Source organism: Chitinophaga skermanii (assembly GCF_003259335.1).
In the GTDB taxonomy this organism is placed as follows: domain Bacteria; phylum Bacteroidota; class Bacteroidia; order Chitinophagales; family Chitinophagaceae; genus Chitinophaga; species Chitinophaga skermanii.
Map to the genome: position 1 here is coordinate 403,722 of NZ_QLLL01000003.1, position 20,434 is coordinate 424,155.

20 protein-coding genes are annotated in these 20,434 nt (G+C 41.8%); 13 read left to right on the plus strand and 7 right to left on the minus strand.

Annotated features, from left to right (window positions below):
• The first annotated feature begins 40 nt into the window (after positions 1-40).
• The 6 genes from LX64_RS09400 to LX64_RS09425 are packed head-to-tail and all read left to right on the plus strand — an operon-like array spanning position 41 to position 6,412.
• On the plus strand, positions 41-394 hold the full coding sequence (locus LX64_RS09400) for an S-adenosylmethionine decarboxylase family protein (RefSeq protein ID WP_111597381.1): 354 nt from the start codon (positions 41-43) through the stop codon (positions 392-394).
• 25 nt (positions 395-419) lie between these two features.
• On the plus strand, positions 420-1,922 hold the full coding sequence (locus LX64_RS09405; RefSeq protein WP_111597382.1) for a DUF4178 domain-containing protein: 1,503 nt from the start codon (positions 420-422) through the stop codon (positions 1,920-1,922).
• 54 nt (positions 1,923-1,976) lie between these two features.
• Positions 1,977-2,201 (plus strand): DUF350 domain-containing protein, encoded by a 225-nt coding sequence (locus tag LX64_RS09410; protein ID WP_211324784.1) that lies wholly within the window; start codon positions 1,977-1,979, stop codon positions 2,199-2,201.
• A gap of 12 nt (positions 2,202-2,213) precedes the next feature.
• A complete protein-coding gene (locus LX64_RS09415) occupies positions 2,214-3,713 on the plus strand; it encodes a polyamine aminopropyltransferase (RefSeq protein WP_111597383.1) in 1,500 nt (499 codons plus the stop codon).
• Positions 3,688-5,334 (plus strand): NAD(P)-binding protein, encoded by a 1,647-nt coding sequence (locus LX64_RS09420; RefSeq protein WP_111597384.1) that lies wholly within the window; start codon positions 3,688-3,690, stop codon positions 5,332-5,334. The genes LX64_RS09415 and LX64_RS09420 overlap by 26 nt, the downstream gene beginning before the upstream one ends.
• Complete coding sequence (locus tag LX64_RS09425; protein ID WP_111597385.1) at positions 5,288-6,412, plus strand: hypothetical protein; 1,125 nt, start codon at positions 5,288-5,290, stop codon at positions 6,410-6,412. The genes LX64_RS09420 and LX64_RS09425 overlap by 47 nt, the downstream gene beginning before the upstream one ends.
• Here LX64_RS09425 and LX64_RS09430 read toward each other — a convergent pair whose 3' ends face one another.
• Together LX64_RS09430 and recF are read right to left on the minus strand one after the other, a co-directional pair.
• Positions 6,413-6,700 (minus strand): DUF721 domain-containing protein, encoded by a 288-nt coding sequence (locus LX64_RS09430; protein WP_111597386.1) that lies wholly within the window; start codon positions 6,698-6,700, stop codon positions 6,413-6,415. It lies immediately after the preceding gene.
• A gap of 57 nt (positions 6,701-6,757) precedes the next feature.
• Positions 6,758-7,837: a DNA replication/repair protein RecF gene (gene recF / locus LX64_RS09435; RefSeq protein WP_111597387.1), complete on the minus strand. Its 1,080-nt coding sequence runs from the start codon at positions 7,835-7,837 to the stop codon at positions 6,758-6,760.
• A gap of 236 nt (positions 7,838-8,073) precedes the next feature.
• On the opposite strand from recF, the gene pdhA reads away from it, so the two are divergent.
• From pdhA to LX64_RS09465, 6 genes are all read left to right on the plus strand, one after another.
• Positions 8,074-9,066 (plus strand): pyruvate dehydrogenase (acetyl-transferring) E1 component subunit alpha, encoded by a 993-nt coding sequence (gene pdhA, locus LX64_RS09440; RefSeq protein WP_111597620.1) that lies wholly within the window; start codon positions 8,074-8,076, stop codon positions 9,064-9,066.
• Between the two features lie 101 nt (positions 9,067-9,167).
• A complete protein-coding gene (locus LX64_RS09445; RefSeq protein ID WP_111597388.1) occupies positions 9,168-9,881 on the plus strand; it encodes a tetratricopeptide repeat protein in 714 nt (237 codons plus the stop codon).
• A gap of 68 nt (positions 9,882-9,949) precedes the next feature.
• Positions 9,950-10,456, plus strand: a complete 507-nt coding sequence (ribH, locus tag LX64_RS09450; RefSeq protein WP_111597389.1) for a 6,7-dimethyl-8-ribityllumazine synthase — start codon at positions 9,950-9,952, stop codon at positions 10,454-10,456.
• A 97-nt stretch (positions 10,457-10,553) separates the two neighbouring features.
• Positions 10,554-11,273: a (Fe-S)-binding protein gene (locus tag LX64_RS09455; protein WP_111597390.1), complete on the plus strand. Its 720-nt coding sequence runs from the start codon at positions 10,554-10,556 to the stop codon at positions 11,271-11,273.
• 16 nt (positions 11,274-11,289) lie between these two features.
• Positions 11,290-11,700 carry an EVE domain-containing protein gene (locus LX64_RS09460; RefSeq protein WP_111597391.1) on the plus strand — a complete coding sequence of 137 codons (411 nt, stop codon included), beginning with the start codon at positions 11,290-11,292 and terminating at the stop codon, positions 11,698-11,700.
• 265 nt (positions 11,701-11,965) lie between these two features.
• Positions 11,966-12,436 carry a hypothetical protein gene (locus LX64_RS09465; protein WP_148707262.1) on the plus strand — a complete coding sequence of 157 codons (471 nt, stop codon included), beginning with the start codon at positions 11,966-11,968 and terminating at the stop codon, positions 12,434-12,436.
• Positions 12,437-12,672: 236 nt separating this feature from the next.
• On the opposite strand, the gene LX64_RS09470 is transcribed toward LX64_RS09465, so the two are convergent.
• On the minus strand, positions 12,673-13,527 hold the full coding sequence (locus LX64_RS09470) for a hypothetical protein (RefSeq protein WP_111597393.1): 855 nt from the start codon (positions 13,525-13,527) through the stop codon (positions 12,673-12,675).
• Between the two features lie 204 nt (positions 13,528-13,731).
• A complete protein-coding gene (locus tag LX64_RS09475) occupies positions 13,732-14,553 on the minus strand; it encodes a hypothetical protein (RefSeq protein ID WP_111597394.1) in 822 nt (273 codons plus the stop codon).
• A gap of 484 nt (positions 14,554-15,037) precedes the next feature.
• On the opposite strand from LX64_RS09475, the gene LX64_RS09480 reads away from it, so the two are divergent.
• Positions 15,038-15,871, plus strand: coding sequence for a DUF4349 domain-containing protein (locus tag LX64_RS09480; RefSeq protein WP_111597395.1), 834 nt, complete (start codon positions 15,038-15,040; stop codon positions 15,869-15,871).
• A 181-nt stretch (positions 15,872-16,052) separates the two neighbouring features.
• Here the strand turns inward: LX64_RS09480 and LX64_RS09485 are convergent, their stop codons facing one another.
• The 3 genes from LX64_RS09485 to LX64_RS09495 all read right to left on the minus strand — a co-directional run bounded on the left by LX64_RS09485 (position 16,053) and on the right by LX64_RS09495 (position 20,356).
• A complete protein-coding gene (locus LX64_RS09485; RefSeq protein ID WP_111597396.1) occupies positions 16,053-16,649 on the minus strand; it encodes a thioredoxin family protein in 597 nt (198 codons plus the stop codon).
• Between the two features lie 14 nt (positions 16,650-16,663).
• A complete protein-coding gene (locus tag LX64_RS09490; RefSeq protein WP_111597397.1) occupies positions 16,664-19,060 on the minus strand; it encodes a glycoside hydrolase family 31 protein in 2,397 nt (798 codons plus the stop codon).
• Between the two features lie 270 nt (positions 19,061-19,330).
• Positions 19,331-20,356: a YCF48-related protein gene (locus tag LX64_RS09495; RefSeq protein WP_211324785.1), complete on the minus strand. Its 1,026-nt coding sequence runs from the start codon at positions 20,354-20,356 to the stop codon at positions 19,331-19,333.
• Positions 20,357-20,434: the final 78 nt, after the last annotated feature.

The following is a 20,434-nucleotide window of genomic DNA, read 5'->3' on the forward strand; positions in this document are numbered from 1 at the left end:
TCATTTATTTTACTTTTCGACGAACTATTGCAGTCCCTATATGGCGTATCAACCCGGTCTACATTTATTATCAACTATCTATACCAACCGCATCGATTTATTAGAGCGAAGTGCCGAGTGGCATGCGTTTATTGATGCACAGATTAAAGCAGAACAATTAACGGAAGTGGGTAACAGCCTGCACGATTTTCCAACGGGCGGGTATACCGCTGTGCACTGTTTAACAGAATCGCATGTATCGATACATACTTGGCCGGAATATGGCTTATGTACCTGTGATGTATTCTTGTCGAACTTCATGCGGAATAATGATGCTACCACTATGCGTATCATGGACAATATTGCCGCCTTCTTTGAGGCAACGAAAGTTGAACAGCAAAGTGTAAGACGTTAATTATTTATCCTATTCCTACTAGAACATGATTTTATCTCAAACTTTTATATGCCCGAAATGTAACACGCAGCATAATGTGTACGATATCCGTAACACAATGGTGTATGTATGTGAAAATTGTAAATCAATTCTCGGCAGATCCGTGAATGGCTTTGCTAGGATAGGGAAAGTGAAGGACCCGCTCTATAAACCGTTATTCTCTTTAGGAACAAAAGGTACGATTCGTGGACAAGAATATACCATCGTAGCCTATTCAGAAAGGCAAGAATATGGCACCGATTATTACTGGGTAGAATACGTGCTAATGCGCGGTGAAGATCGTAAACGCATTTTCCTGTCTGAATTTGGTGGGCACTATACACTACTGGAAGAGTTACCGGCCGGCGAAATAGATACGGTAGATGTATCGAAAGCCTATCAAAATTACGTGTATCAAAATAAGCGCTTTGATAAATGGAGCGTATACTCAGCTAAATATCATTATGCGATCGGTGAATTTAACTGGGATGTACGATTCGACAAACCCATGAAGTGCTTGGAGTTTGTGGCTCCACCTCATATGATAGCTATGGAGTACGCGGAGAATGCCCGTGAAGCAACTGCCTTTTATGGCACCTATATTCCATATAAAGAAGTAAACAAAGCATTTTTGCCGGGCGACAAATTGCCTAGCCCAGTGGGTGTGGCACCTGCGCAACCGTTTAGTAAGTATATCAACCCTTGGTTATTCTTGGTAGGATCGGCCATATTATGCGCTGTGTTTCTCATTTTGCAGATTGTAGATAACCAACAACGCGTTAATAACATCGTTTTCTCGGAAGGATTTAATGTCGAAAGCTTTAGTCAACAAAAGCCTTTTGTATCTCGGCCATTTACCTTGGAGAATAAAACTTCTAATATGGAAGTTGAAATCTATTTAGGAGGTGATAATACTTGGGTAGAGGCAGAAGTAGATTTGGTGAATGAAACCACGGGCGAGGAAACTTCCTTTGTGATTGGTACAGAGCACTATTCGGGTGTTGATGAAGGAGAGGCGTGGTCGGAAGGGCATTATCGCCAGAAGGAGTTTATCTGTAATATTGAACCGGGGACTTATCACTTTGTGGTAACGCCCAATAAAGACCAAGCTTCTTTTGGCACCACCATGCGTTTAGAAGTAATTTGGGACGTAACTTCTTATTGGAATGCTATTTTCTTATCACTTGTTTTATTAGCGATTGCCATTGGTGTGTATATATGGAATCATTCGTTTGAATCGAAAAGATGGGGTAATAGTGGCTTTGGACATATCCGTGATGCGAGCACGCAAATGCCTGTTAAAGCAGATTATGGATATTTGCTCAAGAAAATAACCAACGAGCGTATATTGTTAGTCATCGCTGTAGTGTTTATTGCCAGCTTAATGTTGAGTAATTGTAACGGGTATAGGATCTGTGCTTGTAAATCGACCGAGAAATGGAAACCTGGGCAAACGCGTGGTAACACACCGCGTAGCGGGGTAGGTAGAGCGTATTTTCACCATAAATAAAAAAATCATTTTAATCATTTCATATTTTATCAATCATTTCTCACTCCAATCATCATGAACTTCATGCAATTTGTGAACTTTAACTACGTCGTAAGCTCCGTTATTTATTCATTGCTGGGCGTTTTTATTCTTTTGCTGTGTTTCTGGATCGTGGATCGTTTCACACCGGAGAATACCTGGAAGGAAATTGTTCAAAACAAAAACATAGCTGTAGCTATTGTGGCGGCGGCATTTATTATCGCGATCGGGTTAATTACCAGCGCGGCTATTCATGGGTAAACTGTTATTTGCGTGCATATTTTATTATTGTTTTCGGTATTCGTAATCGCTACTTGTGGCCTGATATACGAATTAGTGGCGGGTACTTTAGCGAGTTACCTATTGGGAGATTCCGTCACGCAATTTTCTACCATCATCGGTGCATATCTCTTTTCTATGGGTATTGGCGCGTACTTCTCCAGGTTTTTTAATAAAAACCTATTAAGCTGGTTTATACAGTTAGAAATCTTAGTAGGATTAATCGGCGGTATTAGCTCCAGCTTATTGTTCTTATTGTTCGAACACGCGGCGTCGTTCCGGTTGATTTTGTATTTAATGGTGGGCTTAACGGGTACCTTGGTAGGACTGGAAATTCCACTGTTAATGAACATCCTCAAGAACCGCTACGAGTTCAAAGACTTGGTATCGCGCGTATTTACCTTCGATTACATTGGAGCTTTATTAGCTTCCATTGTATTCCCTTTATTGCTGGTGCCGTATCTTGGCTTGATACGTACATCTTGCTTCTTTGGGATATTGAATGTGATTGTAGCGATTGTAGTATTGGTGAAATTTAAATCGGACATCAAGTGGGCGAATTACTTAAAAGCAAAGGCGATTAGTGTAGTGATACTATTGATAGCCGTGTTCGTTTGGGCGAATGAAATTATGACATTCGCTGAAGGGCAGGCCTTCCGGGATACAGTCATCTATACCCATTCATCCCCGTATCAGCGCATTGTGCTCACAAAGAATAAGCACGAGTTACGCTTATACCTCAACGGCAACTTGCAGTTTAGCTCGGCCGACGAATACCGTTACCACGAAGCCTTGGTACACCCCCCGATGCTATACAGTGCGAAACATAAAAATGTGCTTGTACTAGGCGGTGGCGATGGCATGGCGGCACGCGAATTACTGAAGTACCATGATGTAGAACATATCACGCTTGTGGATCTTGATCCCAGTATGACCAAACTCTTCAAACAAAACTCCATCTTATATAAACTCAATGATCGCTCCCTATTAAACCCCAAAGTGCAGGTAATTAATGCCGACGCCTTCCAGTGGTTGAAGGAGAATCAACAACAATACGATGTAGTGATTATCGACTTCCCCGATCCAGGCAACTACGCCGTGGGGAAATTATATACGACTGCCTTTTACAGGCAATTACGCCGTGCTTTACACGAAGAAAGTGTGGTGGTGGTACAATCCACCTCGCCGTATGTAGCGCCGAAAGCTTTCTGGTGCGTGAATAAAACCATGCAGGCTTGTGGTTATGAAACCATTCCTTACCATACCTATGTACCCTCATTTGGAGAATGGGGCTATGTAATGGCTTCTCCAAGTGCTTTACAAGTACAGCAAGATAGTATACCCAGCGGCCTTAAATATTTCGCGAAAGATGTATTCCCGCAAATGCGCCAGTTTACAGCCGATATGGATAATAGGCCCGTACTAGCGAACCAATTGAATAACCAAGTATTAGTGCAATATTTTGAAGATGAGTGGGGGAAATACCAAGAGTAACGCTTTAACGCGCAAAGACTTTTTGCGGTATATGGCCCTCATTGCAGGTGCTACCATTACCGCAACAGAATTTACTGCCTGTGAAAGTAAAAAGGATCGCTACGGCCATATAAAAGGAAGCATGCAGGGTGCTTCGGCGAAATTAGGGCACCAGCTCCGCGACAGCACTTTTCCCGAACCAACGATTATTGATCACGTAGAAGCAGTGATTATAGGCGGTGGTGTTGCCGGTTTATCGGCTGCAAGAATCTTCCAACAACATGGCTTCACCAATTTCCAGTTATTAGAATTGGAGCAGCATGTTGGTGGGAATTCATCTTACGGGCAGAACGATTACAGTGCGTATCCATTAGGCGCGCATTATTTGCCTATACCCAATCCGAATAATAAAGCATTACTGGAGCTATTAGCAGAAGCCGGTATTATTACCGGGTACGATGCAAGCGGTATTCCTATTTATAACGAAACCGATCTTTGCTACGACCCCGAAGAGCGTTTATTTATCAACAATCGTTGGCAAGAAGGCTTGGTGCCCAACTTTGGTGTAAGCAAACCCGAACTCGCCGATATTACGCGTTTCTTAGCGGCCATGGATACTTTCCGTTGGGCAAAAGGAACCGATCAGCGTTATGCATTTGACATCCCTTTACTCGAATCTTCTAGCGATGAACAATTTACCCGCCTCGATAAAATAACCATGGCGCAATACTTGGCCGATGAAAAGTATACTTCGAAAGCCTTGCGTTGGTACGTGGATTATTGTTGTAGAGATGATTATGGAGCAGGTATAAACGAAGTAAGCGCTTGGGCCGGTATCCATTATTTTGCCAGCAGGAAAGGGAAAGCCGCGAATGCTGAAAGTTCCCACGTGTTAACATGGCCGGAAGGGAATGGGTATTTAGTGAAGCATTTGAAGCAATACAGTGCACAACAAGCGAATACGCAGTGTTTAGCTTATAAAATTACACCGCACGAGCACGAGGTGTGGGTGGATTATTACGATGTAAATACCCATACCAATAAGCGCATTGTTGCAAAAGCAGCGATTATGGCCATGCCGCAATTTATAGCTAAGCGTTTATTACCTGCGGCGCAATATGATCATGCATTTGTGTATTCGCCGTGGTTGGTAGCGAATGTTACCTTATCGGAAGTTCCGATGGGCAGCGGTTACCCGCTTTGTTGGGATAACGTGGCCTTCGAAGGGAAATCGCTCGGGTATGTGAATGCGCAACAACAAACTGTGCGTGTAACGATGCCGGAAAAGCAGGTAATTACGTATTACTTGCCATTGGATCAATTGTCGCCCGTAGCATCGAGGAAATATGCCATTAACTTACCGCATGCACAGTGGGTGAAGTTGATTGTAGATGATTTGGAAACCATGCATCCCAACATTCATGCAAACATAGAAAATATCGACACTTGGGTATGGGGCCATGGTATGGTGCGCCCGCATCCTGGGTTTATTTCGGGTGAGGCAGTGAAAGCTGCTCGCCAACCTGTACACGAGCGAATTTTCTTTGCTCATTCTGATTTAAGCGGTATATCAATTTTCGAAGAAGCCTTTTACCATGGAAACAACGCTGCACGGGCCCTCCTTGCCAAACTCGGGAAATAGTCGCCAGCCTTGGGTATATGCCGCTTGGCTCGACAGCATCTTTATCTTATCGCCACCATTTTTGGCCTTGGCGTGTATCGCGTTATTTCCGCAAGTGTTCATCAACGGCAATAGCAGTGTGAACGTTGCTTGGTGGGTAATATTGGTATTGTTTATTGATGTGGCACATGTGTATGCAACCATTTACCGTACTTATTTCGACCGGGCTACGTTGGCAGCACGGCCCAGGGTGTTTTTGTTGGTGCCATTGTGTGCTTGGTTGGTAGGTGTTGGTTTGTATATATGCGGTCCTTTAGTATTTTGGCGGGTGTTGGCTTATTTAGCAGTGTACCATTTTATTCGCCAGCAGTATGGTTTTTTACGGATATATAGCCGTAAAGAAAAGCAATCCAAACCCGCTCAATTGCTTGATAATCTAACGATTTACGCTACTACAATTTACCCGTTGCTTTATTGGCATGTAAAAGGTCCGTTTGTATTTAACTGGTTCGTGGAAGGAGATTTCTTTTACTGGCCATTGCAGCTGGTGTTGCCGGTGGCGAATGTGATGTATATCGCTTTATTGGTGGCTTATGTGATAAAAGAAGTGGTGAGCAGTATAAAAGAAAAAGCATTCAATATACCGAAACAGCTGCTGGTACTGGGTACGGGCATGTCGTGGTATTTTGGTATTGTATACTTCAAAGGCGACTTAACCTTTACCTTGCTGAACATTATTTCGCATGGTATACCGTACATGGCGCTTATTTGGGTACATGGTAGGAAGCAGTATTATCAACCCAGCTCGTCGAAAGGTTTCTTGAAGCATATATTTAGCAACTACGGGATTGTACTTTTCTTGGGGATTATAGCGGTGTTGGCTTTCGTGGAAGAAGGGTTGTGGGATGGATTTGTTTGGCGGGAACATACACAGTTCTTCAGCGTATTTCAGTCGTTACCTGTATTGGAGGATAATTTATGGATGGCGGTAGTAGTGCCCTTGTTAGCGATTCCGCAAATCACGCATTATGTGCTGGATGGGTTTATTTGGCGCATGAAGAAAGATCACTATAATTGGAAAAGTGCGACGATCGGGTGATTATTTAATCATCACATCTTTCACAATATTTTCCCCTAGCATATCATTCACGAGTTTCTTGATTTTATCGCGGGAGTAGGTTAGCTCTTGTTTGAGAGGGCCAACAGCAGTGGTAATCATCAAGGTACCGTCAATTAACTGCACACTTTGGGTGTACCTGGCAATGGTTTTACCCATAAGGCTTTCCCAGTTTTCTTGGATGCGCACTTCCATCAGCTTCGGTTTCATCCGGCTTTTGTCGAGGTATTCTCTTAAAGCATCTCCAATACTAACAACTTTATTACGCATAGCCAGCAAAGTTATGACAGGAATCGTCTTGTTCCTTGAATGTGAATAAATAGATACTTAGATTGCGATGAGTTGCAACAAACCTGCTTTTTCCCCGAAAGCTTGTTGTAATCTTTCGGCATGGGTATCGGTAATGAATACTTGGCCGTAGGCATCGCTGGTCACTAATTGAATGAGCCTGGACACCCTTTCTTGGTCTAATTTCTCGAAAACATCATCTAGTAGCAAAATCGGCGGGCATCCTTTATGTTCGCGCATCACTTCATATTGGGCCAGTTTGAGGGCGAAGAGGAAGCTTTTACGTTGACCTTGGGAAGCGCTCGTTTTCATAGAATGATTATTGAGGAGAAAAACGAGGTCGTCGCGGTGAATACCGGCGCTGGTACGTTGTAATACCTTGTCTTTTAGTTGGTTTTGGAGGAGGATTTGTTGGAACCCTGCATCGTGTAAATGGCATTGGTATTGAATGTTCACCGTTTCGTGGGCACCGGCGAGGTAGTCGTACAGTTGTTGTACTTTTTCGATAAAGCCGGGGAGGAATTCGCTCCGGGCTTCGAAAATGGGGGTGCCGTGGTGAACGAGTTGCTCGTCGAATATTTCGAGGAGGGCATCTTGGTTATGGCCGGTTTCGGCAATTGTTTTGAGGAGGGTATTGCGCTGTTGTAGGATTTTTGTGTAGGCGATGAGGTGGTCCATATACCCTGGAATAAGCTGGGATAGGAGGGTATCGAGCCATTTACGGCGTTCTTCGCTACCGCCGAGAATGATGTCGGCATCATCGGGGGCGATCATCACAGCAGGGAATTGGCCGATGTGGCGGGAGAAGCGGTCGTACACATCATCATTGAGGGCAATTTCCTTCTTGCCTTCTTTAACGGTGCATACAATTTTGGAAGCAAGGCCACTTCTTTCCAGTTGGCCTTCAATGCGAAAGCCGCCGGTGTTATATAGCACGTTTTGGGATTCGTTGCTGGAGAAATAGCTTTTTGTGAAGCATAAATAGTAGATAGCATCGAGCAAATTGGTTTTGCCGGAGCCATTTTTACCTGTAATGCCCACAATTCTTTCTTGAAATTGAAAAATTTGTTGTGGGTAATTTTTAAATTGGACGAGTAATATTTTTTTTACCGTTAACAATAGCGCGATTTTTTAAATAAAATATTTTATACATTTAACGCCGCAACCTAAGCTACGCAAAGGTTACGGAAGAAAAACGACAAACTGGATTCAATCCTAAAATAAACTAGTATGCAAAAGTGCTTGAATTTGACGAATTTGCATAATTTGTGTGACAAACATAATTGTATTACGTTTTTAGGATTTTCCTTTTATATTTGCGAACAAATTTAGAACTAGTGCAAACTTTAACAGACGTGAAGACGAAATTCTCCAAAGAAACCTACCTCTACTGGTATGAACTAATGCTGTTAATGCGCCGCTTCGAAGAAAAAGCTGGGCAATTATACGGTATGCAAAAGATTCGCGGTTTTTGCCACTTATATATTGGTCAAGAAGCTGTTGCGGCTGGGGCTATTACAGCTACTAAGCCGGAAGATAAATTCATCACAGCTTACCGTGACCATGCTTTAGCGATTGCTAAGGGTATGTCGGCTAGGGAGTGTATGGCAGAATTGTATGGCAAGGCAACAGGTTGCTCGAAAGGTAAGGGTGGTTCAATGCACTTTTTCTCTGTAGAGCATGGCTTTTTTGGCGGACATGGTATTGTAGGCGCGCAAATCGGTACTGGCGCAGGCTTAGCATTTGCTGAGAAATATAAAGGCACGGATAACGTGGCATTGTGTTTCTTTGGTGATGGTGCTGCCCGTCAAGGTATGTTGCACGAAACATTCAATATGGCAATGACCTGGAAACTTCCAGTGATTTTCATTTGTGAAAACAACAAGTACGCAATGGGTACTTCAGTTGAGCGTACATCTAACGTACTCGACATCTACAAATTAGCGGATGCATATGAAATGCCTGCTGATTCTATTGATGGTATGAGTTGCGAGGCTGTACACGAAGCAATTGAAAGAGCGGTAAAACGCGCACGTGAAGCAGGTGGACCAACTTTACTTGAAATCAACACGTACCGTTACAAAGGTCACTCTATGAGTGATCCTGCGAAATACCGTACGAAAGAAGAAGTAGAGGAATACAAAGAGAAAGATCCAATTTCGCATGTATTACATACGATCTTAGAAAATAAATGGGCTACAGATGCTGAAATCGAAGCGATCAACGAAAGAGTGAAAGCTGAGGTGGAAGATTGTGTTCAATTTGCTGAAGAGTCTCCATGGCCATCAGATGATGAGTTATTGAAAGACGTTTACACGCAAGAAGACTACCCATTCATCGTAGACTAATCAACTTATTGAAGGTTAATAGCTTGGTGCAATGTTCATCGAACTGTTAACCTTCATTTTTATACAACCAAGAATAATTTCACTTTAACCGTTGCTGTACAATGGCAGATCAAAAAGCAAACACCACGCAAGCAGCTAACCAAGTGCAGAAAGCCGATCAAGGTTTCGACTTGCAAAACTCTATGCACAAGGCCGAAGATTTTTATACCAGGAACAAAAATATTATTAATATTTCCTTGATTGCTGTAGTGGTAGTCGTTGGTGGTATCTTCTCTTATAACAAATTTTTAAAGGCCCCTAAAGAATTGAAAGCACAGAAAATGATTTTCCAAGCGCAAAACTACTTTGCTGTGGATTCATTCTCTAAGGCATTAAACGGCGTAAGAGGCGGTGAAGATGGTTTCTTACAAGTAATCGATAAATATCCTGGCACTAAAGCTGGTAACATCGCTCGTTATAGCGCAGGCGTTTGCTACGTGAAGTTGGGCGAATACCAAAAAGGTATCGATATGTTAAACTCTTTCAGTAGCGACGATATGATCGTTCAAGCGGTAGCTTACGGTATTACCGGTGATGCTTACATGGAGTTGAACAAAGGTGCTGAAGCAATTGATTATTACAAAAAAGCAGCAGCGTACAACCCGAACGAATTAACTTCTCCTATGTATCTCTTCCGTGCAGGTTTAGCATCTGAAAAAGCTGGTAAATCAACTGAAGCGATCGCATTCTACAAAGAGGTGAAAGAAAAATATCCTACTTCAACTGAAGGCCGCGAGATCGACAAGTACCTCGCTCGTCTTGGTGTAGTAAGATAATAGTGAAGGTTGTCAACTACTTTACGTTTCGCGTGTTGTAGTTGCATCGAAAACATGATTTTAATACTATGTCTGTACATAACACAAGCGTATTAAACGACACTGGCATTCTCCAACTAGAGGGTGCCAGTGTTGTTATTGTCTATACGGAATGGAATGAATTCATTATTAATGAATTACTCGCAGGTTCCGATAGAATCTTAGCAAAACACAATATCACCAGCGTGGTGAAAATTCAAGTACCGGGTGCCGTAGAAATCCCGTTTGCTATTAAGCAATATTGGGAAGAAACGAAAGGTACCAGCAAGCAACCTTCTTCTTTTATCGCTTTTGGTTGCGTTATTCGCGGCGGTACGCCACACTTCGATTACGTATGTAAAGCCATCACAGAGGGCGTAACACAACTTAACCTTACTTTACCGGTGCCTACTATTTTCGGCGTGTTAACCGTTAATAATGTAGAACAAGCTGAAGAACGCTTAGGTGGTATTCACGGGCATAAAGGAGAAGAAGCGGCGCTAGCGGCATTGAAAATGATGTCGTTCCAACGCCAACTCGTATCTGGCAAGCTCTAGTGAAATCTAATACTGGCGCAGATTTTGTGAGATTAGAACAATTGATAAGGAATAATCGTAATTGGCTGCTCTTTGTAAGAGCTTAATACTTGAATGAATGAATGTTCAACTCTTCGTACCCTGCTTCGTAGATCAACTGTTTCCCGAAACAGCTTTTAACATGGTAAAGGTGCTCGAAAAACTCGGTTGCACCGTTAGCTACAACCCCAACCAAACATGTTGCGGGCAACCGGCTTTCAACGCAGGATACCAAGATGAATGTAGATCTGTGGCTGCCAAATTCTTAAAGGATTTCCATACGGCTGATTATATCGTAGCACCGAGCGGCTCTTGCACAGGGTTCGTTCGTAACTACTATGGCAAGTTATTCGATAACTCTGCCAATCATAATGATGTGAAACAACTGAAAAAGAATATGTTCGAGTTCACAGAGTTCCTCACGCAAGTGCTGAAGGTAAAAGACTTAGGCGCTACGCTTAACGGGGTTGGTACCTACCACGATGCCTGCGGCGCTTTACGCGAATGCGGTATCAAAGAAGGTCCTCGCCAACTCTTGGAAAATGTGAAAGGACTGCAACTCAATGAAATGAATGATTGTGAAACCTGTTGCGGTTTCGGTGGCACGTTCGCTGTAAAATACGAACCCATTTCCATCGGTATGGGCGAACAAAAGGTATTGAATGCCATCGATAGTGGCGCCGATTACCTTATTTCGACCGACCTCAGCTGCTTGATGCACCTCGATGGTTATATCCGCAAACACAATCACAAGATTAAAATCATGCACATCGCCGATGTATTGGCAAGTGGATGGTAAGTTAAATTGAATGACAATGCAATATTGGCTCGTAAAATCGGAACCATTTAAATATTCTTGGGATCAGTTCGTGAAAGACGGTCGTACCTTCTGGGACGGCGTACGTAACTACCAAGCACGTAATAACCTCCGTGCTATGAAAGAAGGCGATGAAGTACTTTTCTACCATAGCAATGAAGGCTTAGCAGTTGTAGGAATCGCGAAAGTGGTAAAAGCCGCTTACCAAGATCCCACCACGGAAGATGCCAACTGGGTAGTGGTAGATCTTTCCCCTGTTAAACCTTTCCCGAAGCCTGTTACCTTAGCAGCAATGAAAGCCGATCCCAAATTGGCGGAGTTATCATTGATTAAGCAGAGTAGGCTTTCGGTTTGTGATGTAAAAGCAGCGGAATTTAAGCATATTTTGAAGCTCGGCGGGGTGAAGTAACCTTGCTGATAGATGTAATTGAAAAAAGGCCTGTTTTACGGGCCTTTTTTGTTGATTAAATATACATAACTTGGTGAAAAGTTATAAGAAACCTAACTATAATCAATTCTTCAAAAAAGAACATGACTTAGCACATTCTAAGCGCAAATCAACCTAAAATCCAACATTAAAACTGTTTTTCTTCACCTTAATGCATACAATTTTTCAAGTAGCTCACTTATAAAAATGTCTATTCACAAAGTAAAGAGAACCTAATATTGCCCATATGAAATACTCACTTTTTTCTCTCGTAATGCTTATTGCTCTTACAGGTTGTTTAAAGAATAAAATAGCAATAACTGCGGACTATATTATTAATCCGAATTGGGATGAATATGAGAATTCAATAACTATTCAAAAAGTAAAAGTAAGAAAGGATAGTACATTAAACCCGTTTTTAAAATTAAGCCAAAATGAAATACTAGAGAGGCTTGAAGTTGATACATCTTTTTGTTTTACTGGCAGTGTCAAATTCAATGGGGAACAATATTCAAAAAGAAAAGTCTATTTTAATAAAAAGAACAATTTCTATTGGTGGTCGGAAAACAGGAAGAAGAAAAAGGAAACTATTGGTAATTTGGAAAAGAATACTTGGTATCAATTCTCTGGACTTATTAGTTACCCAAATTACTTGTATATATATATTGATAGTATGAATCAACCTCACAGATTTGATGTGAACCAGTCTAATTATTAGGTTGATTTATGGATACTCGTTGTTGCATTTGAAGTACTCTGAAATTGTTTAATTCTCATTCAACACAATTGTACCTAATATGAAGAATTAGCTAGAAAATAGTTACATGTTTATATCGATATGAAGCGAAAATTTGATTTGGATACTTAGTTGATTTAATTGTGTCATTTTCCAACAAAAAAACGCGCTAGCATCCCAAGATGCTAGCGCGTTCAATTAATAGCTATATCTACAATCTACTTAGCAGCTACATACGCATATTGCGCAGTCTCCGTAGCAAAATTGGGATCATCATAAGTTGTTACACTACTTAACGGGTAGTTCGTTGTTTTATCAACTTCGTAAGTAGTACTCGCCGTTGTAACGCTCCAATCGGTGGCTTTTACCATGTTCTGGCTAAGTTCGTTGGCGTTTACTTGTAAATTACCACGTACAATCCTGTTGAAGAAAGGATTGTATTTGGCAATAGCGTGTAGCGGGTTATTGGTAGCATCGTAAGCATAAGCGGTTGTAAATACCAGGTTGGCGTTTACGTTTTCGTTGAAGGAAGTGCTCATGAGTACGTTGTTGGCTTCGCGGGTGAAGGTGTAGTTCGTTTGATCTTCGATATTGATACTCGCGTGCAACAAACTCGTTTGCATGAGCTGGCCGGCTTTATCGAATTCAAATTTGAATACCTTTTGTTCGCCGTTTTCATCCCTTCTTTGGAAGGTAACTAAAGCGGTGTGTTCATCCACATATTTCACGGCAGCTGTATCGGCTAGGTTCTCTGAGCCGGGGTAGCTGGTGATAATGCGGTTCACTTTGCCGTTGGCATTGTATTGATATTGTTCGATTCTTTCGAAGGGTACATTACCCGGCAAGATTTCCTGGCTACGGAAGGTAACGAGGCGGTTATCTTGGTCGTAGGTAAATAAATCCGTACGGTTCGTTGCATCGTAATGAATACGTGATACTAAAAGAGAAGAAGGATCGGAAGTTTCCGTAACATCTGCACTGCTTTCTTGCATCTCGTCTTTCTTACATGCAGATAAACCCACGGAAATCAAAAGAATTGCATAAAATGCTAATTGTACTAGTTTCCTATACATGGTATTTAAACGGGGTAGTATTAAGTTCCTATAAATTTAACGAAAATAATGAATATAGTTAGGTTTTAATACTATTTTTTTAATGGATATTAAATATAATGATGTAAATATGGTTTCTAATTGGTAACCAAGTAGATAGAAGGCTCATATTGAAGCGGTCATTCATTCCAATTATTCATAAAAAGCATTCAAAAAAAGGCATTCTTACAACCCGCGGTAGCGATATAATACCGTATCCAATGTTTCCCTTCCTTGGAAGCTGGTTACTCTAATTTGGTGCAAGGGCAATCTTGATTCCGCATCAATCACGTAATAAAACCCATACGCATAAGGAGCTTGGCCATATACCGATTTCACCGCATTCGGACTCAGCCTTTCAGGTGAAAACATAGGCAGTATCAAACCATTATTAGGAGCATTTAATTCAAGGAACATACCCACGAAAGGGTTGATCGATGAAAGATCGTAAAAGGGGTTCTTTACATCAAAATACTCGATGTTCATGGCGGAGAGGGTGTTGTTGTATTTCGATGTAATTACGTTTACATTCTTGCCATCGTAGGAGAAGGAAATATCGTTATGCATATTGCCGTTACTCCAAGTAAGATCTACTTTATAGGCCGAAAACAAACCATTCTGTATACCAAAGCGTACCATTTCTCTTTTGGCGGGATTATTTGAAAATATGCGTACAGAATCTCTTTCATACACAATATTATAATCGTCTTCATGAGTGGAAGATGGATGGGCGTATATAGCATGTATTGTAGACACACGACCTTGTCCATCATACGTATAATTCTCTGTTAGGGTACTAGAGCCACCGGTAGAAGCATAATTGTAATGTATGTATTTTGCTAAACGGGCACCACTGCTATAAATAAAGCTATCAACGACTTGATTGTCTGTGTTGCTTGTACTCGTTAAAACATAAGTAGGCTCGTACGTTTCATCTTTCTTATTACAGGCAATCATCACGCTTAGCGCAAGTAAACATAAGGCAGGATAGAATAGTTTCTTTTTCATGTGAAATCGTATGGCGGTATATAGATGTTAGTTACAAACAAGTAGATGCTAAAATAACGACAATTGCATACAACCTAGTATTAGAATATTCAAATGTTTATCGAGTGGGTGAGCATTCATTTTTATAAGAAAATGTTAAACCCCAATTTTCCTCGTCTACAACGGGTTACATTTTATCTTTTTTCGCATTAACTACAAAAGGTTTCTATTTTCCTAGGAAACAAAATCGCAACCTAACTGGTCAAACTAATACACGTTTTAAAAGCATTCTTCTATCATAAGAAATGATGCCTCCAAGCTGCATTTCTTATGCAAAAAATCATCAACATTTTATTGTAATTCAAACAACACATTCTTTGCAAAAAGGATGATGGAAATGCTTTGTCGTAAAGTATTTGAACAAGCTTGTAATACAAGCGTGGCAGGTATTTCCATGCATACTATTTAGCTTAACTGTGTTTTATTCATCTATCAATTCTTTGTTATGACAATCAAAAAATCTATCTACATTTTGTCAATTCCTGTTGTACTAGCTGCTTGCCAAGCGGGCCCTCGACACAACGAATCATCTGCAACCGCTGCTGCGGAAAATAACGAAGCTAGTTCTACTTTTAGCGACTCCACTATTATTCAACAACAGCCTACCGTGTATGGTATTCCTGGTGAAAAAATGATGATCCGCACGGCTAACCTGCGCGGGCAAGTAGATAGTGTTGCCCTTGTACGCCAACGTGTATACGACATTGTGCGGGGATACGGCGGCTACATTGCCAGCGATGATGAAAAAATGTTGAACTATTATTGGGAAGGCAAAGTAACCCTCATGATTCCTAACGAGCACTTCGAAGAAGCTGTCTTAAAACTCAGTCAAATCAGCTCGAAGCTAGATTCTAAAACCATTACAGTAGAAGATGTTAGAAAGCAATTTAAAATCGATTCCTTACGTATTGTCAATAGTAAAGCCACCATCCAAACCATACAAAAAGCTGCTACAAAAGACAATGCCAACGAAGCCCTTCACGCAGCAGTAAATATGCAAGAAAATGCGTTTAGTGCAGAAGTACGTAGGATTGAATTAGTGGAGCTGTTGAAGATGAGTACAATTTCATGCGAGTTCTACGCCAATATCCCGGTTGTGGAACCACCGGCACCTAGTTATTTCAGTAGAGTAGGAGATGCTTTTAGTGCTGGGTTCAGTTGGTTAGGGGATTTCATTATTATACTGGTTACCGTTTGGCCATTGTGGTTAATAATTGCAGGCCTTTTGTTCGCTTATAAAGCATTCAAACGTCGTCTAAAAACAAAGGTTGTTGAATAATAATGGTATTTTTTCACCTGTCAATTTGTCGATAGAGCATCGTTGAATGGTCGATTTTTGACCCGGAGGATACCGATGTTATACCATTGTTCAGCAAGGGTTTTACCGATGTTCTACACTACTATGATTAGCACAAAAAATAGGGTGTACTAGTGCTATCCGGTACACCCTATTAAACATATTATTTACCAGCGATTAGCGCGAGCAATTCTGCTTGGATGGATTTCGTTTTATCAACGGCATACCATTTATGCAATCTTTCCGCACGTTCTTCAAATGGTAACACGTTCTCTTTATTCATTTGCATTACCATCGCTTGCAACTCCGTTGGGCGAGGGCCCCAATGCCACATGGGTTCCATGGTTTCGGCATTGTAGCAAATTAATTTTGGAATAGATTTACCACCATTGGTTAAGTATTGTTGCATCAGTTCCGGGTGCTTATCGCGTAACAAGTACTCGATCTGTACGTTCTTGTTTACTTTAGATGCGATCTCCATCACTGGTATACTTTGCGCAGCATCTCCACACCAAGGCTCCGTTAATACACGCCAAAGATACTTGCCCGGTAAGGCTTCCAATGCAGCGATCAAGGCCGGCTCCAATTTCACTGTTTTATCCAAACGGTTCATTCTTTGCTCGTTTAACTTAGTATACTCAGGCGTATACGTAATCGCCTCGTCCCAAGATGCTTTTCCCGCTTGCACTAATTCATGTACCAAGGCACGGTATTCTACATAATCCAGCGCCCCGCTCAAATCAATCACTAATTTTTCCATGTGTCAACTATTTTCTATGCTTCTATCACGATATCCTCAAATGAACGGTTCACCTGGATCGACCAAGTATGACCGTCTAGTTGTAAGGATTCCAAATTTACTTCATTTCCATCAATCAAGCATTTCGATGGGGTAAAAGGTAACCCGTGGATGACAATCTTGTATTGCGAATAACTGGAAGCATAACCGCCACGGAATCGTTTTCTCAACACAAACTGTTGTGCCGTTGAATGTTGTTTGAAATCAATCACGTTATATTCACCGTTCTTATAAGCATAGTGATCGCCTGCATCTTCGTACAATGTGCTATGTGTAGTTTCTTCACCAAAGTATACATGCAACAACATTTCTTCAATCGCAAACTCACGGGTATATTGCATGATGGGGTATTGAGGAATCACAGCGCCGGCACGTACAAATATGGGCATCTCGTTAATAGGAGTAGCCACCGTTGCAATGGCACTACCTGTATGCATCGTATCATTGAAGTAATAGTACCAGTTTCCTTTCGGTAAGTACACTTCCTTCTCTAACATGCCTTCTTCACTTACATGGCTCACCAATATATGGTCGCCTGCTAAGAATTCGTGGTGACGGTGGTGTGTTTGTTCGTCTTCTTGCGCAACGAAAGCAATAGGCCTTAAAATAGGCATGCCATCGGTGGCATATTGCCAGAAGGCAGTATATAAATACGGCAACAATTGGTACCGTAATTCAATGAATTGCTTTACCACTGCTTCGTATGATGCTCCGAAGCTCCAAGGTTCTTGGTTAAAGCCTGTTTCGTTACTGGCAGAATGTGTACGCATTAATGGGTGGAACACGGCTAATTGAATCCAACGGGTGTATAATTCTCCCGTAGGCTCGCCAATAAATCCACCAATATCACTACCGGCAAATGAAATTCCTGATACGGCTAACCTTTGACATTGTACGCTTGCTAACCATAAATGCTCCCAAGAGGAAATATTATCGCCTGTCCATACACTCGTCCATCGTTGTGCACCGGCATAACAAGAGCGGGTGATCACGAATGGGCGTTCTGGCATAGCGTATTTCTTTAACCCGGTAGCGGTAGATTTACTCATTAAGTGACCGTACACGTTATGGGCTTTACGATGACTCACATCTTCGCCGTCATAATCGTGGCGCACGTCTTCCGGGAATGTACCCATTTCGAAAACGGCCGGTTCATTCATATCATTCCACACCCCGCGTACACCTGTACCAATCAGTGATTTGTACAAGCCACTCCACCAGTCGCGTACTGCTGGGTTGGTGAAATCCGGGAATGCACATTTACCCGGCCATACGTCGCCTTCCATGAGGGCGCCATCGGCTCGTTTACAGGCGTAGTTATTCTTGACTAAATCTTGGTATACACTATAATTAGGATCTACTTTAATACCGGGATCAATAATTACCACGGTCTTAAACCCGTCATCGGCCAGCTCGGTAAGCAGTTGTTTCGGTTGCGGGAAGCGTTCATTATCCCAAGTAAAGCAACGGAACCCATCCATGTAGTCGATATCAAGGTATAGTGCATCACAAGGAATCTGGCGCTTGCGGAACTCGGCGGCGATTTCTTTTACGCGGGTATCCGGGAAGTAGCTCCAGCGGCATTGGTGGTAACCCAACGCCCACATAGGAGGTAACTCCGGTGTGCCGGTAATCTTAGTATAAGCGCGGGCAACATCGAGGAGTTGTGGCCCGTAAATAAAGTAGTAGTTCATTTCTCCACCACGTGCCCAGAAGCTGGAAATATCATCGCGTTCTTTGCCGAAATCGAACAGGGTTCTAAAGGTATTGTCGAAGAAAATACCATAGGCCATGTTATGATGCAGGCCGTAGTAGAACGGGATATTGCGGTAGAGCGGGTCGGTAGTGCTGGTAAATCCGTACGCATCGGTACCGTAGTTTTCCATGCGTTTGCCGCGGAGGTTCAGTTCTGTAGGTTTATCGCCTAAGCCATAGAAACATTCATTTTCTTGGATCAGCTTGCTACAGTAAACTATTTTACCACCTTTTTGCAAATAGTATTGCCAGTGGAAACCCAGTTCATCTTGGTTAATGATCTGGCCTTCTAAATCCGTAATCGTAATCCGTAAGTTATCACGGGCGATATATACGCGGATGGCCGCGGTTCGAATTTCAAAAGTTTCTTCCCATTCGAAAATGACGAATTTTTCTGGACTATCTTCTAATTGCGGGCTTACCGCGTAAGAGAAATCACGTTGGAAAGTGCCGTCGGCAGCATATCTAAAACGGACAATCTTATCCGAAATGATGCGTACTTCGAGAATCGTTTCTGTTGTGTAGAAATAGAAAAAGTTACCTTCTTTTTTCCATTCTTTCACGGTGTCTGGGTAATGCTTAATGGAATACTTACCCGAGGAAGTAGTTACTTGCATAAATCACATTTACATCACTGCAAAAAATCGCATATGAATTAAATCTAGGGAAAAAAAGCGGTATAACGTATATTTTTTAGGCACTTGTGGGGAAGAATTCGTCATTTACAAAATAAAAACGTTCATTCACTAGGTTCCTTAGAAATTATATAATCGCCTCCTTATCTTCACTACGTACTTTTTGCTTTAACCTATTGTTCCTAATACCTTAGAGAAACAATAAGTGTATTTATTATAAGGTGCTTTTTTCCAAAAGCACCTGTTTAAAAATTATTTAGGAAGCGACAAAATCGCGATTTTCCCCCGGTCGCCGGCTAAATAAATGTTATTACCTTTTTTTGCTTTTCGTACACAATTGAAACGTTCCCTGCTAATATTCTTCCAATTACGACCACCATCAAATGAAACATCTGTTCCAGAAGTGCCCGTTGCTACAAGCGTTTTATTGTTTACGTATTCAACCGCAGATTTGTAACCAAAGGGCGATTGGGTAGGAGCAGTCCACGTGAGGCCACCATCGTTTGTAAGGAAGCAATTCTTCGTACTAAGGGTATCTTTCATATAATCGCCGCCAATGATTACACCGGTTTTCTCGTTTAAGAAAGCAGTGGAAAAGGGGCCTTGGCTGCTTTCGCCGTGAATAATAGGTAATGCTGATTTACTATAGAGGGAAGCGCCTTTAATTTTATAGAGGTGACTTGCTTTTCCCCCGCTAACAATATAATAGGAAGAAGAACCGGGTATTGCTCTTAAACAAGTACCGCTAGCCGCGAAATAGGCTTCGCCTTCTTGCATCGCGCCATTATCATTATACACAACTTTATCCCAGCTTTTGCCACCGTCGTGCGTTTGAAGCACAAATAGTTGATTGTTGAGCGGATCGCCGATAATAGCGCCGTTCTTAGCATCTACAAAATCGAGGGCATCTAAAAAAACTTCTTTTTCATCATTAAAATAGGTGCGCGTCCAATTTTTGCCACCATCTTCGGTGAGGTAGATATTTGCAGGAGAGCCGGCATTTACTACCATCGCTTTCTGGGCGGAAAAAGCTTCAATGTCGCGCCAATCGAGAGAATCGCAGCCTGGCACCTGTATCCATTCCCAATCTTTTCCACCATTTACACTTTTCCCAACCGTTCCGCCGGTTCCAGATACCCAAAGAATATTATTATCCACCACGCTTAAACCACGGATACTTCTAATATGGCCGGTGGAGAGCACATCAATTTGTTGTGCATAAGTATTTTTACAGAGGAAAACCAAGCTACAAGCGATGAATAGGAGTCGAAATTTCATTTTTTTCAAATTTTAAAGAGAGAATTGACAAGAAAAATACAAAATCATTAGAAAGTGAGCGCTAGATTTATATATTTG

What these genes read in the sequence shown, in the direction of transcription:
- LX64_RS09400 (WP_111597381.1), top strand. Translation starts at nt 41, where the DNA reads ATGGCGTATCAACCCGGTCTACATTTATTATCAACTATCTATACCAAC.
- LX64_RS09405 (WP_111597382.1), top strand. Translation starts at nt 420, where the DNA reads ATGATTTTATCTCAAACTTTTATATGCCCGAAATGTAACACGCAGCAT.
- LX64_RS09410 (WP_211324784.1), top strand. Translation starts at nt 1,977, where the DNA reads ATGAACTTCATGCAATTTGTGAACTTTAACTACGTCGTAAGCTCCGTT.
- LX64_RS09420 (WP_111597384.1), top strand. Translation starts at nt 3,688, where the DNA reads ATGAGTGGGGGAAATACCAAGAGTAACGCTTTAACGCGCAAAGACTTT.
- LX64_RS09425 (WP_111597385.1), top strand. Translation starts at nt 5,288, where the DNA reads ATGGAAACAACGCTGCACGGGCCCTCCTTGCCAAACTCGGGAAATAGT.
- LX64_RS09430 (WP_111597386.1), bottom strand. Translation starts at nt 6,700, where the DNA reads ATGCGTAATAAAGTTGTTAGTATTGGAGATGCTTTAAGAGAATACCTC.
- LX64_RS09445 (WP_111597388.1), top strand. Translation starts at nt 9,168, where the DNA reads ATGGCAGATCAAAAAGCAAACACCACGCAAGCAGCTAACCAAGTGCAG.
- ribH (WP_111597389.1), top strand. Translation starts at nt 9,950, where the DNA reads ATGTCTGTACATAACACAAGCGTATTAAACGACACTGGCATTCTCCAA.
- LX64_RS09455 (WP_111597390.1), top strand. Translation starts at nt 10,554, where the DNA reads ATGAATGTTCAACTCTTCGTACCCTGCTTCGTAGATCAACTGTTTCCC.
- LX64_RS09460 (WP_111597391.1), top strand. Translation starts at nt 11,290, where the DNA reads ATGCAATATTGGCTCGTAAAATCGGAACCATTTAAATATTCTTGGGAT.
- LX64_RS09465 (WP_148707262.1), top strand. Translation starts at nt 11,966, where the DNA reads ATGAAATACTCACTTTTTTCTCTCGTAATGCTTATTGCTCTTACAGGT.
- LX64_RS09470 (WP_111597393.1), bottom strand. Translation starts at nt 13,527, where the DNA reads ATGTATAGGAAACTAGTACAATTAGCATTTTATGCAATTCTTTTGATT.
- LX64_RS09475 (WP_111597394.1), bottom strand. Translation starts at nt 14,553, where the DNA reads ATGAAAAAGAAACTATTCTATCCTGCCTTATGTTTACTTGCGCTAAGC.
- LX64_RS09480 (WP_111597395.1), top strand. Translation starts at nt 15,038, where the DNA reads ATGACAATCAAAAAATCTATCTACATTTTGTCAATTCCTGTTGTACTA.
- LX64_RS09485 (WP_111597396.1), bottom strand. Translation starts at nt 16,649, where the DNA reads ATGGAAAAATTAGTGATTGATTTGAGCGGGGCGCTGGATTATGTAGAA.
- LX64_RS09490 (WP_111597397.1), bottom strand. Translation starts at nt 19,060, where the DNA reads ATGCAAGTAACTACTTCCTCGGGTAAGTATTCCATTAAGCATTACCCA.
- LX64_RS09495 (WP_211324785.1), bottom strand. Translation starts at nt 20,356, where the DNA reads ATGAAATTTCGACTCCTATTCATCGCTTGTAGCTTGGTTTTCCTCTGT.